18 protein-coding genes and 1 tRNA gene are annotated in these 18,427 nt (G+C 59.4%); 9 read left to right on the top strand and 10 right to left on the bottom strand.

Annotation, left to right across the window (positions count from 1 at the left end):
* Window positions 1-7: 7 nt before the first annotated feature.
* Both GXM19_RS08220 and GXM19_RS08215 read left to right on the top strand, forming a co-directional pair.
* Window positions 8-1,102, top strand: a complete 1,095-nt coding sequence (locus tag GXM19_RS08220) for a tyrosine-type recombinase/integrase (RefSeq protein WP_187367069.1) — start codon at window positions 8-10, stop codon at window positions 1,100-1,102.
* A 48-nt stretch (window positions 1,103-1,150) separates the two neighbouring features.
* On the top strand, window positions 1,151-2,107 hold the full coding sequence (locus GXM19_RS08215) for an ORF6N domain-containing protein (protein WP_006235763.1): 957 nt from the start codon (window positions 1,151-1,153) through the stop codon (window positions 2,105-2,107).
* A 71-nt stretch (window positions 2,108-2,178) separates the two neighbouring features.
* Here the strand turns inward: GXM19_RS08215 and GXM19_RS08210 are convergent, their stop codons facing one another.
* The 3 genes from GXM19_RS08210 to GXM19_RS08200 form a co-directional block, all read right to left on the bottom strand.
* Entirely contained in the window at window positions 2,179-3,168 is a 990-nt protein-coding gene (locus tag GXM19_RS08210; protein WP_006235764.1) for a caspase family protein, read from the bottom strand.
* 10 nt (window positions 3,169-3,178) lie between these two features.
* A complete protein-coding gene (locus tag GXM19_RS08205) occupies window positions 3,179-3,547 on the bottom strand; it encodes a TIR domain-containing protein (RefSeq protein WP_040359710.1) in 369 nt (122 codons plus the stop codon).
* 638 nt (window positions 3,548-4,185) lie between these two features.
* Window positions 4,186-4,701: a helix-turn-helix domain-containing protein gene (locus tag GXM19_RS08200; RefSeq protein WP_006235766.1), complete on the bottom strand. Its 516-nt coding sequence runs from the start codon at window positions 4,699-4,701 to the stop codon at window positions 4,186-4,188.
* Window positions 4,702-4,752: 51 nt separating this feature from the next.
* Between GXM19_RS08200 and GXM19_RS08195 the strand changes: the two genes are divergently transcribed.
* The 5 genes from GXM19_RS08195 (at window position 4,753) to GXM19_RS08175 (ending at window position 9,221) form a co-directional block, all read left to right on the top strand.
* Window positions 4,753-5,142 carry a hypothetical protein gene (locus GXM19_RS08195; protein ID WP_006235767.1) on the top strand — a complete coding sequence of 130 codons (390 nt, stop codon included), beginning with the start codon at window positions 4,753-4,755 and terminating at the stop codon, window positions 5,140-5,142.
* 128 nt (window positions 5,143-5,270) lie between these two features.
* The gene (locus GXM19_RS08190; protein ID WP_147293024.1) at window positions 5,271-5,462 is read left to right on the top strand and encodes a helix-turn-helix domain-containing protein; all 192 of its coding nucleotides are present in this window, start codon (window positions 5,271-5,273) and stop codon (window positions 5,460-5,462) included.
* A 540-nt stretch (window positions 5,463-6,002) separates the two neighbouring features.
* Complete coding sequence (locus tag GXM19_RS08185) at window positions 6,003-7,565, top strand: PTS transporter subunit EIIC (protein WP_006235769.1); 1,563 nt, start codon at window positions 6,003-6,005, stop codon at window positions 7,563-7,565.
* Between the two features lie 38 nt (window positions 7,566-7,603).
* Entirely contained in the window at window positions 7,604-7,873 is a 270-nt protein-coding gene (locus tag GXM19_RS08180; protein ID WP_040359680.1) for a hypothetical protein, read from the top strand.
* A gap of 19 nt (window positions 7,874-7,892) precedes the next feature.
* A complete protein-coding gene (locus GXM19_RS08175; protein WP_040359682.1) occupies window positions 7,893-9,221 on the top strand; it encodes a 6-phospho-alpha-glucosidase in 1,329 nt (442 codons plus the stop codon).
* A 74-nt stretch (window positions 9,222-9,295) separates the two neighbouring features.
* On the opposite strand, the gene GXM19_RS08170 is transcribed toward GXM19_RS08175, so the two are convergent.
* Window positions 9,296-10,153 carry a MurR/RpiR family transcriptional regulator gene (locus tag GXM19_RS08170; protein WP_006235773.1) on the bottom strand — a complete coding sequence of 286 codons (858 nt, stop codon included), beginning with the start codon at window positions 10,151-10,153 and terminating at the stop codon, window positions 9,296-9,298.
* A 579-nt stretch (window positions 10,154-10,732) separates the two neighbouring features.
* Window positions 10,733-10,809, bottom strand: a tRNA-Met gene (locus GXM19_RS08165).
* Window positions 10,810-11,006: 197 nt separating this feature from the next.
* On the opposite strand from GXM19_RS08165, the gene GXM19_RS08160 reads away from it, so the two are divergent.
* The gene (locus GXM19_RS08160) at window positions 11,007-11,780 is read left to right on the top strand and encodes a type III pantothenate kinase (protein ID WP_006235774.1); all 774 of its coding nucleotides are present in this window, start codon (window positions 11,007-11,009) and stop codon (window positions 11,778-11,780) included.
* Window positions 11,781-11,866: 86 nt separating this feature from the next.
* Here GXM19_RS08160 and GXM19_RS08155 read toward each other — a convergent pair whose 3' ends face one another.
* The 4 genes from GXM19_RS08155 to GXM19_RS08140 all read right to left on the bottom strand — a co-directional run bounded on the left by GXM19_RS08155 (window position 11,867) and on the right by GXM19_RS08140 (window position 16,606).
* Window positions 11,867-13,063, bottom strand: coding sequence for an ATP-binding protein (locus GXM19_RS08155; RefSeq protein ID WP_006235775.1), 1,197 nt, complete (start codon window positions 13,061-13,063; stop codon window positions 11,867-11,869).
* Window positions 13,064-13,313: 250 nt separating this feature from the next.
* The gene (locus tag GXM19_RS08150; protein WP_006235776.1) at window positions 13,314-14,015 is read right to left on the bottom strand and encodes a hypothetical protein; all 702 of its coding nucleotides are present in this window, start codon (window positions 14,013-14,015) and stop codon (window positions 13,314-13,316) included.
* Window positions 14,016-15,758: a dihydropteroate synthase gene (gene folP / locus GXM19_RS08145; protein WP_115596153.1), complete on the bottom strand. Its 1,743-nt coding sequence runs from the start codon at window positions 15,756-15,758 to the stop codon at window positions 14,016-14,018.
* 95 nt (window positions 15,759-15,853) lie between these two features.
* Window positions 15,854-16,606 carry an NAD-dependent protein deacylase gene (locus GXM19_RS08140; RefSeq protein WP_006235783.1) on the bottom strand — a complete coding sequence of 251 codons (753 nt, stop codon included), beginning with the start codon at window positions 16,604-16,606 and terminating at the stop codon, window positions 15,854-15,856.
* A 135-nt stretch (window positions 16,607-16,741) separates the two neighbouring features.
* On the opposite strand from GXM19_RS08140, the gene GXM19_RS08135 reads away from it, so the two are divergent.
* The gene (locus tag GXM19_RS08135; RefSeq protein ID WP_006235784.1) at window positions 16,742-17,560 is read left to right on the top strand and encodes an exodeoxyribonuclease III; all 819 of its coding nucleotides are present in this window, start codon (window positions 16,742-16,744) and stop codon (window positions 17,558-17,560) included.
* A 150-nt stretch (window positions 17,561-17,710) separates the two neighbouring features.
* On the opposite strand, the gene GXM19_RS08130 is transcribed toward GXM19_RS08135, so the two are convergent.
* Complete coding sequence (locus GXM19_RS08130) at window positions 17,711-18,424, bottom strand: DUF6580 family putative transport protein (RefSeq protein WP_006235785.1); 714 nt, start codon at window positions 18,422-18,424, stop codon at window positions 17,711-17,713.
* Window positions 18,425-18,427: the final 3 nt, after the last annotated feature.

Below are 18,427 nucleotides of genomic sequence, written 5' to 3'. Positions count from 1 at the left end.
CCTCGCCGTGAAGGAGCACCTGACCGAGCACAACCCCTGCCGCGACGTCGAGGTCTCGCGCCCGCGCTCGGCTGAGAGGACCCCGCTCACGCTCGAGGAGGCGATCTCGCTCTGTCAGGCGCTCCACGGCGACGAGCTCGACGACAGGCGCGTCGCCATCTGGCTCGCGCTCGCGACCAGCGTGAGGCGTGGCGAGGCGCTCGGCCTCACGTGGCGCTACGTGGACTTCGACAACATGCGGGTGTTCATCAAGTACCAGTACACCGAGAACAAGGCGCTGCGCGAGACCAAGAACCGCCGGTCGCGCTGGATCGCGATCGACGACGGGACGGCGCGGTACCTGCGCACCTGGAAGGCCGTGCAGGTGAGGCGGATGCAGGTTCAGGGCCTCTCCCAGACCCCGAACACCCCGATGTGCTCGGACGGCGACTTCGGCTTCCACGACCCCGACAACTTCTCGACGTGGCAGAGGGGCTACTTGATCGAGCACGGCCTCGGCAGGATGGAGGAGGCCGAGGAGGGCGGCCGCAAGCGGAGGCGCTACGTCGGCTACGACTTCCACGAGCTGAGGCACACGCAGGCCACCTTCCTGATCGGCAACGGCATCGACCCGAGGAGCGCGCAGGGGAGACTCGGCCACGAAGTGTCGAGCATGACGATGGACGTGTACGCGCACATGATGGGAGGGAACGACCGCGAAGCCGCCGATCTCATGGGGAGGCTGCTGCGAACCGGAGGCGGCGGGCAGGAGGCCCCGGGCGAGGAGGCGCGCGCCAATCAGGCGGCCGGGGAGCCGGTGAGGCTCACCGTCGTCGGGCCGAACCCGGACCTCTGCCCCTGTCCCGGCGCGAAGCTCGTCGAGCGCGAGGTCGTGCGCGACGGCCGCGCCGCCTGGGTCGAGGAGTGGCGGATCACGGCGTCCTCGGCCGCCGATCTCCTGGAGATCCAGCGCGGGGCGGGCGCGCCCATCACCATCGACGGGAGCCGGATCACCGTCATGGCGAGGAAGGCTTGGGGCCGACGTCGCCACGACGAAGCACACTCCCTCCCTAACGTCAGAGGTCATCGCCGCTGGACCGGCAGGCGACAAAGCTCAGGATGATAAAATGCTTTCGACGCAGGAGCGTCCCCATCTTTGAATCGAGGAACCATGAGCGATTTTGATGCCGAGAACGAATCGGTCGAAACGAGCGCGCCGATAGCCCTGGTCGATTCCGCAAACATAGAGACCCTAATCCATACCGTCCGTGGGCAGCAAATCATGCTCGACACCGATCTCGCTCGGTTATACGAGGTAGAGACAAAGAATCTCAACCGCGCCGCCGCACGCAACGCCGACAGATTCCCCGAGGACTTCCGTTTTCAACTGACCAAGGAGGAGGACGAGTCTTTGAGGTGCCAAATTGGAACCTCAAAGACCATGGAGGGCCGCGGCGGGCGGCGTTACCTCCCCTATGCCTATACCGAGCAGGGCATAGCCATGCTGTCCGGCGTGCTACGCAGCGAAGTGGCGGTGCAGACCAGTATCAGTATCATGAGGGCGTTTGTCGCCATGCGCCACTTCCTCGCCGAAAATGCCACCCTGTTTGAGCGGCTGCGCGGTGTCGAGTTGAGTCAGGCGGCGTTTCAGCAATCGACCGACGAGCGTTTCAACCAGGTGTTCCGCCTGCTCGAAGGCGAGGTAGAGAAACCCCAGCGGATCTTCTTCGCCGGGCAGATGTTCGACGCCTTCAGCCTGCTGACAGATCTCGTGGGCCGCGCCGAGCGCGAAATCTCCCTCGTGGATGGCTACGTAGATGTCCACACCCTGAACGTCCTCGCAAAGAAGCGCAAGGGCGTCGCGGTGACCGTCTACACGTCCGGCAACCGGCTCACGCAAGGCGACGTCGACGTGTTCAACGCACAGTACCCGCAGCTCACCGTCCGCCGCACCAGAACGTTCCACGACCGCTTCCTTATCCTCGACAGTGCGACCGCATATCACATCGGTGCATCCCTCAAGGACGCGGGAAAGAAATGCTTCGGCATAGACCTCATCCAAGACGAGGAGCTGACGAAGATGCTCATCGAGAAACTAAAGCTCCTCGATGAGCATCAAACGGCTTGAGCGTTATCCGACCTCTAGCCACAAGCCCTAAAGTTTGAGCATGATCGCTGAAAGCCTCGTTAGTCAACATGTCAAAGCAGGCCCTGGTCCGCAAGCCTTCGATAATGCTTGCCGAGGAGCGTCAACCGGCAGGACTTGCTCTCCATCGCCGCGTTCCACATATGGTCGGCGCCAACTGGAACCAGAAGACCATGCCGGTTGTATTTCTGGAGCAGAGAGAACACCAGGTTGTTCCTGGGCTCTGCTGGAGGCATAGCGTCTGTTCTTCCCTCGTCCCTTGGCTCATACGACGGATCCAGCCTGTATTCATAGTCCTCTGTTGGGAAGAGCTTTTTCAGCTTCCGCAAATCATCGAGTGAGATTGCGGGATCGACTTCGCGCAGCGACACGAAGCTGTCCGTGTTCGTTTTGAAAACGGGTCTTTGGTCCCACATGCCAAGCGATTGATCGATGTGCGCATAGACGCTGCCCGGCGTGATGCTGCCCGTCAGGTTCGCCGCAGCACCCTCTAGGGCGTTTATGAGGAGACTTGTAAAAACGCCATGCCCCTTACGCTCAAGCGAGGGCTGATCGCTTCGCGAGGCGGTGAGTATGGTGACGCCCTCCGAGATTGCGGCATGGTTCTCCATGCCCGGGACCGACCCTGCCGCCCCCGAATAGCAGCTGTCAAGGATAACGATTCTGTGGCGCGCGCTCGAGCCGTTCGCCAGATCAACGAGTTCCCTCAGAGAGAGCCCCTCGTCTCCCCGAGTGGAATCAGACCCATTGATAAACCCGCCGGTTGACTCGATATACCCGTGTCCAGAAAAGTAGAAGAGCGCTATTTCGGCTTTTGACTGAAACAGCCTGCGCGCCTCATCTTTGATTGCAGTGCGATTCACGACATGGTCTGGGCCGGTTGCATACAGCTCCTTGCAGTCAAAGTTTCTGCTCCGAGAGGAATCCCCGTTGCGCTTGAGGAGGCGCGCGACCTCCTCGGCATCGTTCACGCAACCCGAAAGATTTGGTATGCGCTTGTCAGAATAGTAGTTAACTCCAACTACTAGGGCCATTCTGTCCATCGCCCAGCTCCTACAGACTGTCGATGAAATCTTCGATATGGCTCCAGGTCCATGAAACCGTGCGTACACCGGGAAGATCAGTTCGGTCATCGCTATACGCCCAGATTCCCAGCACCTTCTTCCCCTCCTCGCGCGCGCAGCCGATTTCCCACTTTTCCCCACTTGAGCTCAACGAGTTCTTGCTTACGAGCGCAATCACGCCGTCGGAGCGCTTGATGCGAGTGCGGACCTTCTCCTTCCAGGCGGTTGCGTACGGCTCCTTGACCGACATATCGATATACTCGAAGGGCGACTTCGTGTTGAGCGACTGACCCTTCAGAAAATCGCGTTGACGTTCGTCCTCGATTGCAAACGCAACGAATACCGTCTTCTTTTCCATAAATCTCACCTTTCGCATATAAAAACAGCTCCTTATCAGTATAAACCTGACCGGTTGCGATTCTCCACCGGAGCGATCCACCTCATTACCGCGCCCATCTGCACGTCGCAAGGATCCCACCTCCAGCGGGCTCCGATAAAAGTGGGGAGTGGAAACTCCTACGACATCCCATGTCGCAGTAAATGTCGTAGCAACGTCGTAGTAAACCAGCCACGCCGTCCTAAGACCCAACTTCGTGGCAGCCCATGCCCGAGATACGGCGGTGGCCTTCGGGTGGCGTCTTGATTCGAGACACCGTTGCCGCAGGCTTAGTCAAGCCCGTCGACCCCAACACGGCGCCGCGCCATATGCGCTACGTCCCATACTGGGCCTAAGGGGCAGCCTAACTTTCCGTAACTTTCCAAAAGAGGAGAATTGCCCCTCTTTTTTTGATGGGCGGGGTTTCGAGCTGCGGATACGCATCTCTTCAAGTCGCCTCTAACTTTCCTTAACTTCCCATCCGTCCCATTCCCACGTGTTGCGCCTCAGCTGCGCGGCGTCAAGGGCGCTCGCGGAACCCCGCGCAAATCTGCGCTCCGCTCCGATTGGTGGGGGTTGCCGCGAACAACCCCTGACCCCCTTCGCCTCGGCGCGGCGCTTCAGGGAGCAAAGCGCAAGGCGCCGCAGGGCAAGCGCCTTCCGCTTTGCCCGCAGGCAGAGATTCTACGGGCCGGAAGGCCGGAAGGGAGCGGGACATGAAGGCGAGCGAGGTCATCGTGGAGCCGGAGGGGCGCAGGGACCGCAGCGCATGGGACAGGGGCTCCCGGCTCGAGCGCCTCCGGCCCGCCCTCGCGGTACAGCCTGCACCAGCGGTCGAGCGATGTGGCGGCGGCGATGCCGAAGCGGGCCATCGCCTCCGACCGCGGCATCCCCTCGTCCACGACGGCCCTCGCGACGGCGAGCTTGGTCTCCATGTCGTAGGTCCTGCGGCTCTCGCCCATCCCGATCAGCCCCTTCCTCCCGGTTGCCCGGTACGCGTAGAGCCATTTTCTCACCGCCGGGGCGGGAACGTCGAGCTTCTTGGCCGCGAGTTCGAAGCCGAGGCCGGCCTCGAACAGGTCGGCGGCGCGTGCCCTCATCTCGCGACCGTATCTTGCCTTCTTCCTGCGGGGCATTTCCGATGCCTCCCTTTTCTCGAACCTTAATTTCAAAGTCCAAGAAATGGGATGCAGTTCACCGTCGGGGCGTTCCTCGAGTACTGCGAGCTGCGGGGGTTCCGCTCCCCGGACAACGACCCCCACGGCTGGGCGCGCGTCTGCCAGGCGGTGGCGAACTTCATGGGTGCCGACGGCCTCAGCGTGGGCATCTCGCGCTACGAGGGCGACGCGCGCATGGACCCGGGCGACAACGGGATCTACGTCATCGAGGGGTGGCGCATCGCCGAGCGCCTGCGGGCGGAGTACGACCCCGGCTGGGAGCCCACCGGGATACGGGATGTCCGCCCCGAGGATGAGCAGCGGGCCCACGACCGCGCCGAGATGCTGCGCGCCATCGACGCCTCGCGGCCCGAGGGCCAGAGGCTCGGGGCCTACCTCGATGCCGAGTGTTTTCCGTAACATCTAAATCGACAAAAACGGCAGCATAAAGTCGAAACTTCCCGCAAGGGGCATGCTGACCAGATCGCAGGGCCATCTTGGTGGTGCTTCGTATCTACCAAAGGAGGCCCGGAGAGGAAATGATCGGCATGACCGACAAGAATTCTATACGCCTGCTGTGGCGGCAGGGGGACAGCGTCGCCGAGGTCGAGCGCAAGACCGGCGTGAGCCGGGACACCGTCTACAAGTACCGCAACATGGACGACTTCAGCCCCGAGCCGCCCGCGAGGCGGGCGCAGGGCTCAAAGCTCGACCCGTACAGGCCCCTGATCGAGTCCTAGCTCAACGACAACATGCGCAGCGGGCGCAAGCAGCTACGGCACGCGGGGCGCGTATGACGCCGGGCCTTGACGGCCTTCCGGTTTATCTGACCACGCTACCAGTGGAAACGAACTCGGCACGCCGAGTTGCGCCGCAAAATCCCGGGCGCACGTAGTGCGCCCTTATCCGGCTCCTCCTCCTTTCCTCCAGGATGCCCGGACGGCAAGATTCGGAACGTCCCCTCAATATCCAAACTTCACGCAAGCCTAATGCGAATAGAGACAGACCTGGCAAATCAAGACACGGCTAGCCGCTCGCACCCAAAGCCATTTGCCTAAAAATGAATACCGTTGACCGAAATGGAAATACGGTAACAACGAAAAAGACTAGTCAAGCTCGTTTTAAGCACCGTTTGTTCCAGCCCGCCCCAACTGCAGACATCCCAACTATCATGAATCCAGTAAACAGAGGCGGACATCAACATCCAACGCCGGCAAGCATGCGGGTGCCTCCTCTGCCTAAGGGGCAAACCCCCGAGATTAGTTAGGAGAGGGGAAGAGATGGATAAAGTCAAAACGGCCTTCCAGAACTTTGGCCGCGTTATCGTCGACCCTATTTTGTACCTTTCGGTAACGGGCATCATTTTGGCCATCGCCACGGTATGCTCGCTCGGCAGCGGAGTTGTCGCGGATCTGGGCACGCTGCTCTCCGCGGCAACCAACTCCGCGGTGATCGGCAACCTGCCGGTGATTTTCGCAGTCGGCCTAACGGCAGGCTTCGCAAAGAAGCAAAAATCCAACGCGGCAGTGTTTGGACTTATTAGTTACCTCATGTTCCTGTATGTCAACAACGCCTACCTGACGCTCACCGATCAGCTGGCAAAAGCCGGCGCGATGGGTCTGTATGGCACTGGCCAGGCAACGGTACTGGGTCTTCAAGTTACCGATGTCAACGTCTTCGGCGGCGTACTCATCGGATGTTTCTGCGGTTGGCTCTATAACAAACTGATCGATGTAAAGGTATCGGACTATATCCGGATTTACGGCGGACCCCGCCTGGCACTTCTGGCGATGATCCCGCTGAGCATTGTCTTTGGCATCGGAGCGACTGTCGTGTGGCCCCCTATCGCCAACGCCATCAGCAACGCGTCTTCATTCATCGCAGCCTCGGGCGGTCTGGGCGTTTTCATTTACGGCTTCCTGAACCGCGTCCTCGTACCTCTCGGCATGCACCACTTTATGTGGATGCCGTTTGACTACTCCGCGATTGGCGGCACGGCGGTCGTCGCCGGCCAGAGCGTTTCCGGCGCAGCAAACATCTTCTATGCCGAGCTTCCCCATATCGCCGACGGATCCCTCACCACAGTCGACCCCTCTGTCCGCTTTGCCATGTTCGGCTTTGGCAAGGAATTCGTAACCCTTGGCACCGTGCTCGCAATGATTGCAACTTCCCGTCCGGAGAATCGAAAAGCCGTCGCAGCCATGCTGGTGCCAATTTACATCACCGCCATGCTCTCCGGCATCACTGAGCCGCTCGACTTCATGATCCTGTTCGCGTCTCCGATTCTCTGGGTTGCCTACAGCCTGTTCTACGGACTGGGCGAGATGCTCCTGTTTGTCCTGGGAGTCCGCTTGCTTAACATGTACGGTGGCATCGAGCTGCTCACGCTCAGCCTGCCTTTGCCAATGGGCGTCACCAAGTTCCCGATTTACATCGTCTTGGGCATCGTGTTTGCCGCCGTTTCGTTCGTCGTGCTGGCGATGGTGATCAAGAAACTCAACCTCATGACGCCCGGTCGTTCTGCAGAGTGGTCTGCCGAGGTCTCTGGCGATGCCAACGCTCTCGAGTCTTCCGGAACGCCGGAAGTCGACGCAAAACAGCAGGAGATGGTGCAAAACATCATCGACGGCCTTGGCGGTAAGGACAATATCAACACCATGGGCTGCTGTATGACTCGCCTCCGTGTCGAGGTCAAGGATCCCAACAAGGTCAACGAAGAGATCATCAAGAAGGCTATTGACAAGGGCTTATTTAAGAACGGCACTAATGTCCAAATTATCGTGGGAACCAACGTGCACTCCGTCTACGACCTGCTTCGTCCCATCCTTAATCTGGAAGATTAACAGTCGCCTGATCGACAGACGACAAGCAAGGAGACCTCATGTTGACCAAAACGTTACATTCAATCCGAGGCATGTTCGAACGCTTGCTCAACATGTACAAAGAAAAGTCGACAAGGGGTCTTCTCGCTCTGATGGCTGCATTCGTATGCGGTTTTATCTGGCCACTCCTTGGTCTACTCGCTGCGGTTTGGACCCGGCATTCAGGAAAGCACGCGGATGCGGGCAGCGTTGCGGGCATGGCGGCCGTTATCAACATCGTTACTTACTTCATACAGATAGCGACCAGGATTGTCTGCGGCTCGATTTGATTTGAAAGGCATGAACAACATGAACGGATACAAGATTGTAATCTGCGGCGGCGGCAGCACCTATACCGCCGGTATCGTCAAAGACCTGATTGATCAAAAGGACGAACTGGGGATTCGTGAGCTTTGGCTCTATGACATCGACAAGGAACGCCAGGACACGGTCGCTGTGGTGGTTAAGGCAGTTATCGATGACCTTGCTCCCGAGATTCCCCTGCATGTAACTGTCGACCCCAAAGAAGCATTTACAGATGCGAACTTTGTTATGGCGCAGATGCGCGTGGGCGGGCTCAAGATGCGTATCCAAGATGAGCAGATCAGCCTGCGCCATGGCGTAGTCGGCCAGGAGACCTGCGGAGCAGGTGGCATGGCCTATGGCATGAGGACCATCTTCCCCATGTGCGAGCTTGTCGATTTCTGCGAGGAGTACGCCTGCAAGGACTACTGGATCGTCAACTACTCCAACCCCGCTGCCATCGTAGCCAAGGCGATGCACAAGCTACGTCCAAACGCTCGCATTCTCGACATCTGCGATATGCCAGTAGAGATTGAAGCCCGCATGGCGGAGATTTTGGGCTGCGAACTCAGCGACATTGAAGTCGACTACTTCGGCCTCAACCACTTTGGGTGGTTTACCAACGTGCGTTGCAAGGGCGTCGACGTTACAGACAAGCTCAAAGAGCATGTGCGTAAATTCGGCTACATTTCCGAGGCAAGCCTCAATGACGCCTTGGTAAAGGACCCCGATTGGGCCCATACCTTCAAGAATGCGGCGACGATTTCCACGCTATTCCAGGATTACCTCCCCAACACCTATTACCAGTACTACCTGTTGCCCGATGCCTGCGTGGAATACATGGACATCAATAACACGCGTGGCATGCAGGTCGTAAACGGCCGCGAAAAGCGGATCTTTGATGCTTCTGCGGCGCTTAAGCGCGGTGAAAAGGTCGATCTCACGCAATTCTATGTAGGCGTCCACGGCAGATTCATTGTCGATGTCGTCAAGTCTCTAGCGCATGACCTGCGACATCGCCAGCTGGTAATTGTGCCCAATAATGGCGCAATCGAGAATCTCTCGGACGACGCGACCGTCGAGATTCCGGCGTACATCACCGATCGAGGAGCCGAACCGGTCCGCGTCGGGAAGATCCCCCGCTTCTACAAGGGCCTTATCGAACAGCAGGATGCCTGCGAAGGCCTTGTGGTCGAAGCCGTTATCGAAGGCTCCTACCAGAAGGCACTCGAGGCCTTCACCCTCAATCGCACGATCCCCTCAGCGCGCGTGGCTAAGGAAGTCTTGGACGACATGATTGAGGCGAACAAGGGCTATTGGCCTGAACTGAAGTAGAGAAACCATCCAAATAGCAAAAGCACAAAAGGTGGCCTCAAGGCAAAAATGCTTTGGGGTCACCTTTTGTATGACTAAATCTCCGCAAAACTCGTAAAGATGAACGAATCGGCCTCGTGTTTTACACGATAGTTCTCTTGATAATCCTGATTGAATATAAGCGAATAAATAACCTGAAGCGTATACGTGAGCGAGATCATGGAAGAGTAATTGGCAACCTTTCCAATCACGCGCTCTGATTTTGGAATGAGCAGGACAGTATCGCATTGCCTGGCGAGCGCCGAATCAGAAAACGCCGTGATTAAACACGGCTTGATTCCGCGCTCGGAAAGAGCGGCGGCGTATTTGGAATAATCATAGTGAATGCCGCTGTAGCTTAGGAATAAAAACAGGTCTCCGGGCCTACCGTTCTTAACGTGCAGTGTCTGCAGGCCCCCGTCGTCTGCCATGGTGACATGACGATCGAGCTTGAGAAGATTGTTGCGAAAGATACATCCCGCCAGATAGCTTTCCCCTTTAGCAAAGATGTAAATTCGCGGGGCGCTAAGAACTGCCTTGGCGATTATGCTCAATTTGGCGCTATCGAGCTCAATTTTCGTTTGATCTATGACGCCCTTCAAGAGATTTGCAAGGTTGCCCTCGATGGCCTCAATTGAATCGGTACTGCCAAAAGGACGATTGTGATCGACAGTGGCAGCCAGAAGATAGTCTCCGCTTATCTCCTGGATGAGCTGCATGATCAACTCTCGATAGCCGCTTAGGCCCAATTTCTTACAAAAGCGGATGATAGTCGCGTTCGAAGTGTAAGTCTCCTGTGCGAGCTTTGCCATAGTGAGGGTCTTAAGGTCGCCGGTATGATTGAGCAGATAGGTAGCAATGGCTCGGTCGGTTTCATTAAAAGACGCGCTGTTACGCAGGCTGTCAAGAATCATGGTCGCTCCGATCGCTTTAGTTTGTCACTTAATTATGTCATTATCAAAACGACGGGCAGCTCTTCATACGCTGACTTACGCCCTGCAATCTCTCTTCTGATATTCCGCATGCTTCGGCAACATTATTTGTGCGGAGCACATCGCTCAAGTCTCAGCGAACAGATACGAAGAAGTTCGATTGCCAGAATTCACTGCCCGCCTTGAGACGCAGAGACGGCCTCCGAACAAGCTACATGCGGACTTGAGACAGCATAGCGCTCGCCCGTCGGCATCCTACGACCTGTATCCCCCTCTCCCCTGTTTCCGTGTTGAGAGCAGTAAACGGGGCTCCAAGGGGACTTGTCCCTTTGGAGCGCAGGGTCCGGGGATGGCGCGGTCCATCCCCGGCACTATTATTAGCTAAGGACCGCCGGAACTCCTCCCAATTGGAGTTTATCGGTCGATAAGTCAAGCCGACCGGCCCGCGATTATCAATGGTTTATTTGCTTCACATAATAAATTGACTCAGGATTCACCCGCAAAGTAAACCGATAAAGAAAAAGCTCGGAAGCAATTTTGCTTCCGAGCTGCTAAAAGTCTTGGTCGCGGGGGCAGGATTTGAACCTACGACCTCCGGGTTATGAGCCCGGCGAGCTACCAGACTGCTCCACCCCGCAATGTCTGGGCGCCTCATGTGCGCAAGAAAGAATATTACACGGGAGTTCGGTAAACGGCAAGGAAAATCTCGTAGAGCATAATTCCTTCATATTTAAAACCCCTCAGCCCCTATCACCGTAAACGAATCGCAGCCGAGCGCCGTCGACGGCACGTATACAATGGTGCGCGTCCTTTTATGCCAACACCGGGAGTAGACATGCTGCTCGCTATCGATATGGGAAATACGCAGACGGCCATGGGCCTGTTTGACGGAGACGAGCTGGTGCAGTCGTGGCGCATGCCCACCGACCGCTCTTATACCGCCGACGAGATCCATGTGCGCCTGATGGGTTTCTTTAAGATGTACGGCCTTTCGCTCGACGCGGTCGACGCGATCGCCTTTGCGGGCGTGGTGCCGCAGCTCTCGCGCGAGTGGCACGCCGTGGCCGACCGCATCGCGGCGGATGCCATCGTCATCGGGCCGCAGACGGCTGCCGTGACCAAGCTGCGCGCGGCGCGCCCCCAAGCCGTAGGTGCCGACCGCGTCGCCAACGCCGTTGCGGCCGAGACTTTCTACGGCGCGCCGGCAATCGTGGTGGACTTTGGCACCGCGACCAATATCGACGTCATCGATGAGGACGGTTATTACATTGGCGGGGCGATTGCGCCGGGCATCCGCATCTCCATGGACGCGCTTGCCGCCCGTGCCGCCAAGCTCGCCAGCGTGCCGCTCGAGGCGCCCGAACACGCCATCGGTCGCGACACCGAAGAGTGCATCAAGGTCGGCGCCGTGATGGGCGCCGCCGCCATGGCCGAGGGCCTGGTCACGCGCATGAAGCGCGAGCTGGGCCGCGAGGATGCCACCGTTATCGCCACGGGCGGTCTCGCCGGCATTGTCGCCGATTCGACCGATGCCTTCGACGTGGTCGACGGGCAACTCACCATCAAGGGCATCTGCGAAATCTACCGCCGCATGCAGGAGCTGGGATAGAGTAAACGCCAGGTCGCAGCAACCAGCCGCCAATCCTATTCCTCAAAATCGAAAATTTTTCAGTTTTGAGGAATAGGATTTTTTTGCTAAGCCTCGCCGCACAACCACCTCGCCAGGTCCACGATCTGCACCCCATCGCGATCCGTGGCCTCGTGATGCGTGCGGGCAAGAATCATCTTGGGATACGCATCGCCAATGCTCAGCAGTGGCGAAATCTCGCGTTCAAACGTCTTATCCGAGCTGATGTCGTCGCTCACCTGAATGTAGAGCTTCTCGCTTCGCTTGATTGCTACAAAGTCTATTTCCTTTTTATAGAGCACACCGACGTATACCTCATATCCGCGGCGCAGCAGCTCGATTGCCACCATGTTCTCGTACACGCGACCCCAGTCCATATCGCGTGTACCGAGCAGTGCGTATTTGAACGCGTGGTCTGCCAGGTAATACTTCTCGCCGCTCTTAAGGTATTTCTTGCCGCGAATGTCATATCGACGAACTTTATAGAAGGCAAACGCATCGCACAGGTACCCCATGTACGCACCGACCGTCTTGTTCGTTATCTTTAGCCCATCCGCGTTCAAAACATCCGTAATGTTGCGCGCCGACGTTATGTTGGAGACGTTGTCCATCATGTAATCGGTAATGCGCAGCAGCGCCGATTCGTTTCTCACGTTATGCCGCTGCACGATATCTCTCACAATGAGCGTCTTAAAGACGTTGGAGAGATATTGATAGCGCTGCTCCTGCAGTGGATAAGGGTAAGAGCCAGACATACCGCCGGTTCTCGCGTACTCATCGAAGTCGCGGTCAACCTCGCCCTCGTCGCCATAGGAGCGATACTCTTCAAACGAGAATGGGAAAACCTCGATCTCGAACGTGCGCCCCGTAAAGAGCGTCGACAGGTCGCTTGACAGCAAAAAGGCGTTCGATCCGGTAATGAAAATATCGTACTGCTCGGATGCATGGAGGCTGTTGATCGCGCGTTCAAAGCCGTCGCACATCTGAACCTCGTCGATAAGCAGGAAGTTTTGCTTGTCGGACACTCGATGCTCTTTCACATAGGCGAGCAGGGCATGATATTCGAGCAGGCCCTCGAACTCGTCGAGGTTGTAATTGATATGGATGACATTCGAATTGGACAGATTTGCCTCCACGTAATCGCGGAGGGCCTCGAGCAATTTTGACTTACCGCTACGGCGAATGCCCGTTATGACCTTGATGTCCGGTACGCCAATAAGGCTCGTCAACGTGTCCATATATGACGTTCTATTGATGAGTTTCATTGGTGCCTCCCTGCGGTCTTCTATCGCTATTCCTCAAAAACGAAAATTATTCAGTTTTGAGGAATAGACTCTGCAACGAATATACCTCGTTAAAGGCCGAGCTGGCTTAATTCTATTCCTCAAAATCGAAATATTTTCAATTTTGAGGAATAGAACCGCGATGCCACCCTGTAGTCGCGTAAAGACCCTCCCCGGCACAGCCGAGGAGGGTCTTGTTGTCATCGCTATCTTTGAGCGCGGGCGCCTCGCGTTACAGTCCGCGAATCCGTACGGCCTCGGGCGGAAACTCCTGCTCGCCGGCATCGGTCTTGATGGTCGCGCGACCCCAGATGTCCAGGCCTGCAAACACACCGACCGCAAGCGGCAGGCCGTTGGGCGACACCGCCGCAACTTGGCGGCCCAGCAGCGGCACCATGTCGAAGTACTCGCCCAGCACGGGAGCCAGCGGCCCTGCGGCGCCTTGCGGCGTGTTGGCAACAACCGCCCAGGCGTCCACGCGGGCCAGCACGGCGGCGGCCAGCGCCTCGACCAGCGCTTCGTCAGCCACGTCCACACCAAGCTCGCTCAACGCCGAACGCTCAATATCCACCGTCACGGCACCGAACATGCCCGCAGCACCGGCACCGCCGTTCACGGCAACACGCGCGAGCGACGTCTCAAACGCAGGCGTTCCGCACACGATATCGCTCGGCCACTGGATACCCACCTTACCGGCAAGGCCCAACCCCGGCGTCGAAGCCGTGCCCACGAGCGCGTCCATCATACCCATCGCGGCCACAAACGGCAGGCCATGGAAGGCGTGCATATTCACATCCGGACGCACGACCAGCGAAAACGCCAGCGAAGCGTTGCCCGCGCTCCATGCGCACCAGCCCGCGGACACGCCCTCGCGGCCCGCGTCACGTGCCGCGTCGAGCTCGGTGCCGGCGGCAACAGCATTCATCTCGATCATCTACATACGCCCCAATTCGCCCACGATATGACCCACGCGGTCCTCGGGCTCCTTGACCTCGACACCGTTGTAGCGGAAGAACCGCGCCGGGTCGTGCATCAGGTCCTCGAGCGGCACCAGCACAAAGTCGCGCTCGCCAATGAGAGGATGCGGCAGGCGCAGCTTTTTGCCGCCGTGGGTCTCGCCGTCCATCCACAGCAGGTCCAGGTCGATGGTGCGCGGACCGTTGGCCTTGGCCTTTTTGGAGCGGTCGCGCCCCAGCTCGGCCTCGATCTTCATGAGCTCATCGAGCAGCACCAGCGGCGCCAGCTCGGTCTTGATCTCGATGACGGCGTTGGCAAACGCGTCCTGGCGCGTCTCGTAGGCCGGCTCGCTCTCGTAAATCTTGGAGGAGTTGGACACGCAGGTGAGTGGAATCTCGGCGATCATCTCGCGTGCGGCGCGGATGTTGTCGCAGCGATGCCCCAGGTTGGAGCCCACGGCCACAAACGCGCGGCGCGGCTGCGGCTTGGCAACCGCCCAGTAGCCGTTCAGGAACTGCGCAAAACCCGCGGCGTCGTGCACGCGCACGATGTTGGCACCGGCCTGGATGGCGCCCAGGCACACGCCAAACGTAGCGGCATCGCGCTCGGCGGCCTCGGTCACGCCCGAGACGGCGCCCACAAAGCGCTTGCGCGACACGGCGCACACGAGCGGATAGCCCAGTGACGCCATCTTGGCAGTCTCGCGCTGGATGACGATGTCCTCGTTAGCCGACTTACCAAAGCCCGGGCCAGGATCGATGCAGATGCGGTCGCGCGACACGCCGGCATGGATGAGCGTGCGGGCCTGGTCGGACAGAAAGCCCATGACGCGGCGCATGATGGGCGCCGAATCGGGCAGGGTAAAGCGGCGGAGCTGCGAGGTGGGCACATAGGCCTCCTCACGGCGGGCACTGCGGCGCATCATGGCGGCCAGGCGGTCATTGGACTCCGATGCGGCCTCGGTGGCTGCGGGCGCGGCCTCGGGCGCGGGCGCGACGGTCTCGGCGGCAGCAGCCTGCTCGGCGGCCGGCGTCTCCTGCTCGCTTGCAGGCTCGGACGTGGGCTCCGGTTCGCCAAACGGCAACGAGGGCTGCACCACGCCGCCCGGAAGCTTGGCCTCCGGCTTAGGCTCGCCCAGCAACTTGCCGCGACGGCGGCGAGCCGGCTTCTCGGCCTCACGCGCGGCCTCGGCAGCCGCCTCGCGCGCCTTCTCGGCAACAAACGCCGCTGCCGAGGTATCGAGCTGCACCGTTGCGTGCGTGCGGACGGGCGCGGCGACCTCGCCGGCATGCATCACGATGACGCCGCAAGTGCTCGTCTTAACGAACTCGACCATCTTGGGATCGGTGAAGCCGGTCACGTCGTTGACGATCGAGGCGCCGCAGCGCACGGCCGCCTTGGCAACCGCCACATGACGCGTGTCGATCGAGACGATGGCGCCCTCCTTGGCCAGCGCGCGCACCACGGGCAGCACGCGGCGAGCCTCCTCGTCGGGGTTGACCGGGGTAAAGCCGGGGCGCGTGGACTCGCCGCCCACGTCGATGATGTCGGCGCCGGCGTCGAGCATCGCCAGGCCGTACTCGATGGCGGCATCGGGGTCGAAGTGCTCCCCGCCATCGCTAAACGAATCGGGCGTCACGTTGAGGACGCCCATGATGCGCGGACGGTCAAAGCTGAGCTCGTACTTTCCGCACCGCCATGTCTTGCTGTCGTTCGCCATGAACATCCTCCTAAAATGCCCACGCCGCCGAGCCTGGGGAGCTGGCGGCGGGGTCGCTTTGCACTCAGTCTTTCTATTGTATCCGCGCGCGCGGGCTAGAACGCAAACGCGGCCGCGATGTCGCAAGAAATCAGCAGGTCGGCATTTGCATCCTGATCGGTGGGAGCAAGGTTGCATATGGCCAGCGTATCGCCGGTAAAGTAACGCGTAAGGCCCGCCGCCGGATACACCACGAGCGAGGTCCCACCCACAATGAGGGCATCAGCCGCGGCGATGGCGGCAACGGCACCGGTCAGCACATGCTCATCGAGCGGCTCCTCGTAGAGCACCACATCGGGCTTGATGCGCCCGCCGCACGCAGGACACACAGGCACGCTCGCGGCGTCCTCGTGCTCGCGCGAGCAAATCCACTCGGCGCTATAGACCGCGCCGCACGACTGGCAAATGTTGCGATGGACCGATCCGTGCAGCTCGAACACGCGCTGCGAGCCGGCCGCCTGGTGCAGACCGTCGATATTTTGCGTCACCACGGCGTCGAGCTTGCCGGCGCGCTCCAGCTCGGCCAGCTTGGTGTGGCAGCGATTGGGCTTGGCGCCAAGCGCGATCATCTTGGTGCGGTAGAAGTCGAAGAACTCGGCCGGATGCGCCTCGTAAAAGCTATGCGACAGCATGGTCTCGGGCGGATAGGCAAACTGCTGGTGATACAGGCCGTCCACGCTGCGGAAATCGGGGATGCCACTTGCCGTGGAAACACCAGCGCCGCCAAAGAAGACCACGCGCTTGTGGGTGTCAAACAGATCCGCCAGCGCGGCGGAGGCCTGCCTGGGGTCCGATATTGCCTGCGTCATATGAGTCCTCCGTCCTTGTTAGTCGGGCAGCGTTGAGCGACGTCCCAGCATGCGGCCTTTAAGTCAGTATGCGCGGATCCCACCCCGCCCCTGTTGCGCTAATCTTAAGCCTGCCAACCCCGTCGAAAGGACACCATGCCTCAGACTTACACTTTCGCCTCGTGGAACGTCAACGGCCTGCGCGCCGTGCTCAAAAAGGACCCGAGCTTTATCCAGATCGCGCAAGAACTCGACGTCGATATCCTGGCACTGCAAGAGACCAAGCTGCAGGAGGGCCAGGTCGATATTGACCTGCCCGGCTATCACCAAACCTGGAGCTACGCCGAGCGTAAAGGCTATTCGGGCACCGCGGTCTTTAGCCGCCAGGAGCCGCTGCGCGTACTGCGCGCCGATGCGCTGCTGCCCTACGCCGGCGGAGGCGAGGCGGCCGTGCTCGTCGCCCAAGCCGCAACCGAGGGCCGCGTCTGCGCGCTCGAGTTCGACAAATTCTGGTTTGTGGATGTCTACACGCCCAACGCACAAAATGAGCTCGCGCGCATCGACGTGCGTATGGCCTGGGACGATGCCTACCGCGGCTTTTTGAACGCGCTCGAGCGCGAGACCGGCAAACCCGTCGTAACCTGCGGCGACTTTAACGTGGCGCATGAGGAGATCGACCTTAAGAACCCCAAGTCCAACCGCGGCAACGCAGGCTTTTCGGACGAGGAACGCGGCAAGTTTACCGAGCTGCTCAACGCCGGCTTTACCGATACCTGGCGCGCGGCAAACCCCGACGTCGAGGGCGTCTACAGCTGGTGGAGCTATCGCTTTAATGCCCGCAAGAACAACGCCGGCTGGCGCATCGATTACTTTCTGGTAAGCGATTCGATCGCCGCCAACGTTCGCGACACCGGCATCCGCGGCGACATCTTTGGCAGCGACCACTGCCCCGTCACCCTCACGCTAGAGCTCTAGCCCCAAGTAATTCCTCTAGGGGACAGAGGAAAACAGATCATGTGACCCCTCTCCCCCTATAAGGTGCGGTGGAATAGTTCCTGTTTGGGCAGCAAATAGCCAAAAACGAGAACCATTCCACCGCAAGTTCGTGAGGGAACGCGAAATGCCTTACAGCCCGTATTTCACGACGACACGGTTAATGCGACGGCACCAAGGCTTGTACAAGGCAGCCAAGAACACGCAGGTCGCGAGGCCGTGTGTGATATCGAACGGCACTGCCGTGGCAAGACGTGCCATGGCACCCGCCCACGTGAGCGGTTGAACAAAACCGATAATGTCGTAGGCGTTGATCACAACGCCGTACAGCAAACCCGAAGCAAAGCCGTAGGTCAGCAGCGCCGGCATACGCACGGTGCCATCGGCGCGATCAAAAGCGCCGGCATGCGCCAGCGCACCGCCAACGTATCCCACGAGCCCCCAGGCATACATCTGCCACGGCGTCCACATGCCCTGCCCAAAAAAGAAATTGCTGGTCAGCGCCGCCAACGCACCGACCATAAAACCATTGCGGCGACCAAGCGTCGCCCCCGCGATAATGGCGATGGCACTCACGGGTTTAAAGTCGGGAATGGGGCCAAACAAGATGCGCCCCGCCGCGGCCAATGCTGCCAGAACCAGCGTGGGCATAATCTGGCGCAAACCCGGACGAGATGCCTCGTAACCCGCAAAGAACAGCGCGAGCACCAGCGCCACCACAACCAGCATGGCCAATGCTGCCTGCTCAACACCCGACAGCAACGCGGCAGCCATCACCGCCGGCACCGCCAACAACAGCGGGACCTCCAGTTTTGCAAGCAAGCGCGCGACGCGATAATCCGTCATCCC

Origin of the sequence: Collinsella aerofaciens ATCC 25986, assembly GCF_010509075.1 — a bacterium.
GTDB classification, from domain to species: Bacteria; Actinomycetota; Coriobacteriia; order Coriobacteriales; family Coriobacteriaceae; genus Collinsella; species Collinsella aerofaciens.
Note: the sequence above shows the minus strand (reverse complement) of the source record. Positions and strands in the feature narration are given on the sequence as shown.

Coding starts and splice junctions, on each gene's coding strand:
- GXM19_RS08215 (WP_006235763.1), top strand. CDS start 1,151: ATGAGCGATTTTGATGCCGAGAACGAATCGGTCGAAACGAGCGCGCCG.
- GXM19_RS08210 (WP_006235764.1), bottom strand. CDS start 3,168: ATGGACAGAATGGCCCTAGTAGTTGGAGTTAACTACTATTCTGACAAG.
- GXM19_RS08205 (WP_040359710.1), bottom strand. CDS start 3,547: ATGGAAAAGAAGACGGTATTCGTTGCGTTTGCAATCGAGGACGAACGT.
- GXM19_RS08200 (WP_006235766.1), bottom strand. CDS start 4,701: ATGCCCCGCAGGAAGAAGGCAAGATACGGTCGCGAGATGAGGGCACGC.
- GXM19_RS08195 (WP_006235767.1), top strand. CDS start 4,753: ATGCAGTTCACCGTCGGGGCGTTCCTCGAGTACTGCGAGCTGCGGGGG.
- GXM19_RS08190 (WP_147293024.1), top strand. CDS start 5,271: ATGACCGACAAGAATTCTATACGCCTGCTGTGGCGGCAGGGGGACAGC.
- GXM19_RS08185 (WP_006235769.1), top strand. CDS start 6,003: ATGGATAAAGTCAAAACGGCCTTCCAGAACTTTGGCCGCGTTATCGTC.
- GXM19_RS08180 (WP_040359680.1), top strand. CDS start 7,604: ATGTTGACCAAAACGTTACATTCAATCCGAGGCATGTTCGAACGCTTG.
- GXM19_RS08175 (WP_040359682.1), top strand. CDS start 7,893: ATGAACGGATACAAGATTGTAATCTGCGGCGGCGGCAGCACCTATACC.
- GXM19_RS08170 (WP_006235773.1), bottom strand. CDS start 10,153: ATGATTCTTGACAGCCTGCGTAACAGCGCGTCTTTTAATGAAACCGAC.
- GXM19_RS08160 (WP_006235774.1), top strand. CDS start 11,007: ATGCTGCTCGCTATCGATATGGGAAATACGCAGACGGCCATGGGCCTG.
- GXM19_RS08155 (WP_006235775.1), bottom strand. CDS start 13,063: ATGAAACTCATCAATAGAACGTCATATATGGACACGTTGACGAGCCTT.
- GXM19_RS08150 (WP_006235776.1), bottom strand. CDS start 14,015: ATGATCGAGATGAATGCTGTTGCCGCCGGCACCGAGCTCGACGCGGCA.
- folP (WP_115596153.1), bottom strand. CDS start 15,758: ATGGCGAACGACAGCAAGACATGGCGGTGCGGAAAGTACGAGCTCAGC.
- GXM19_RS08140 (WP_006235783.1), bottom strand. CDS start 16,606: ATGACGCAGGCAATATCGGACCCCAGGCAGGCCTCCGCCGCGCTGGCG.
- GXM19_RS08135 (WP_006235784.1), top strand. CDS start 16,742: ATGCCTCAGACTTACACTTTCGCCTCGTGGAACGTCAACGGCCTGCGC.
- GXM19_RS08130 (WP_006235785.1), bottom strand. CDS start 18,424: ATGACGGATTATCGCGTCGCGCGCTTGCTTGCAAAACTGGAGGTCCCG.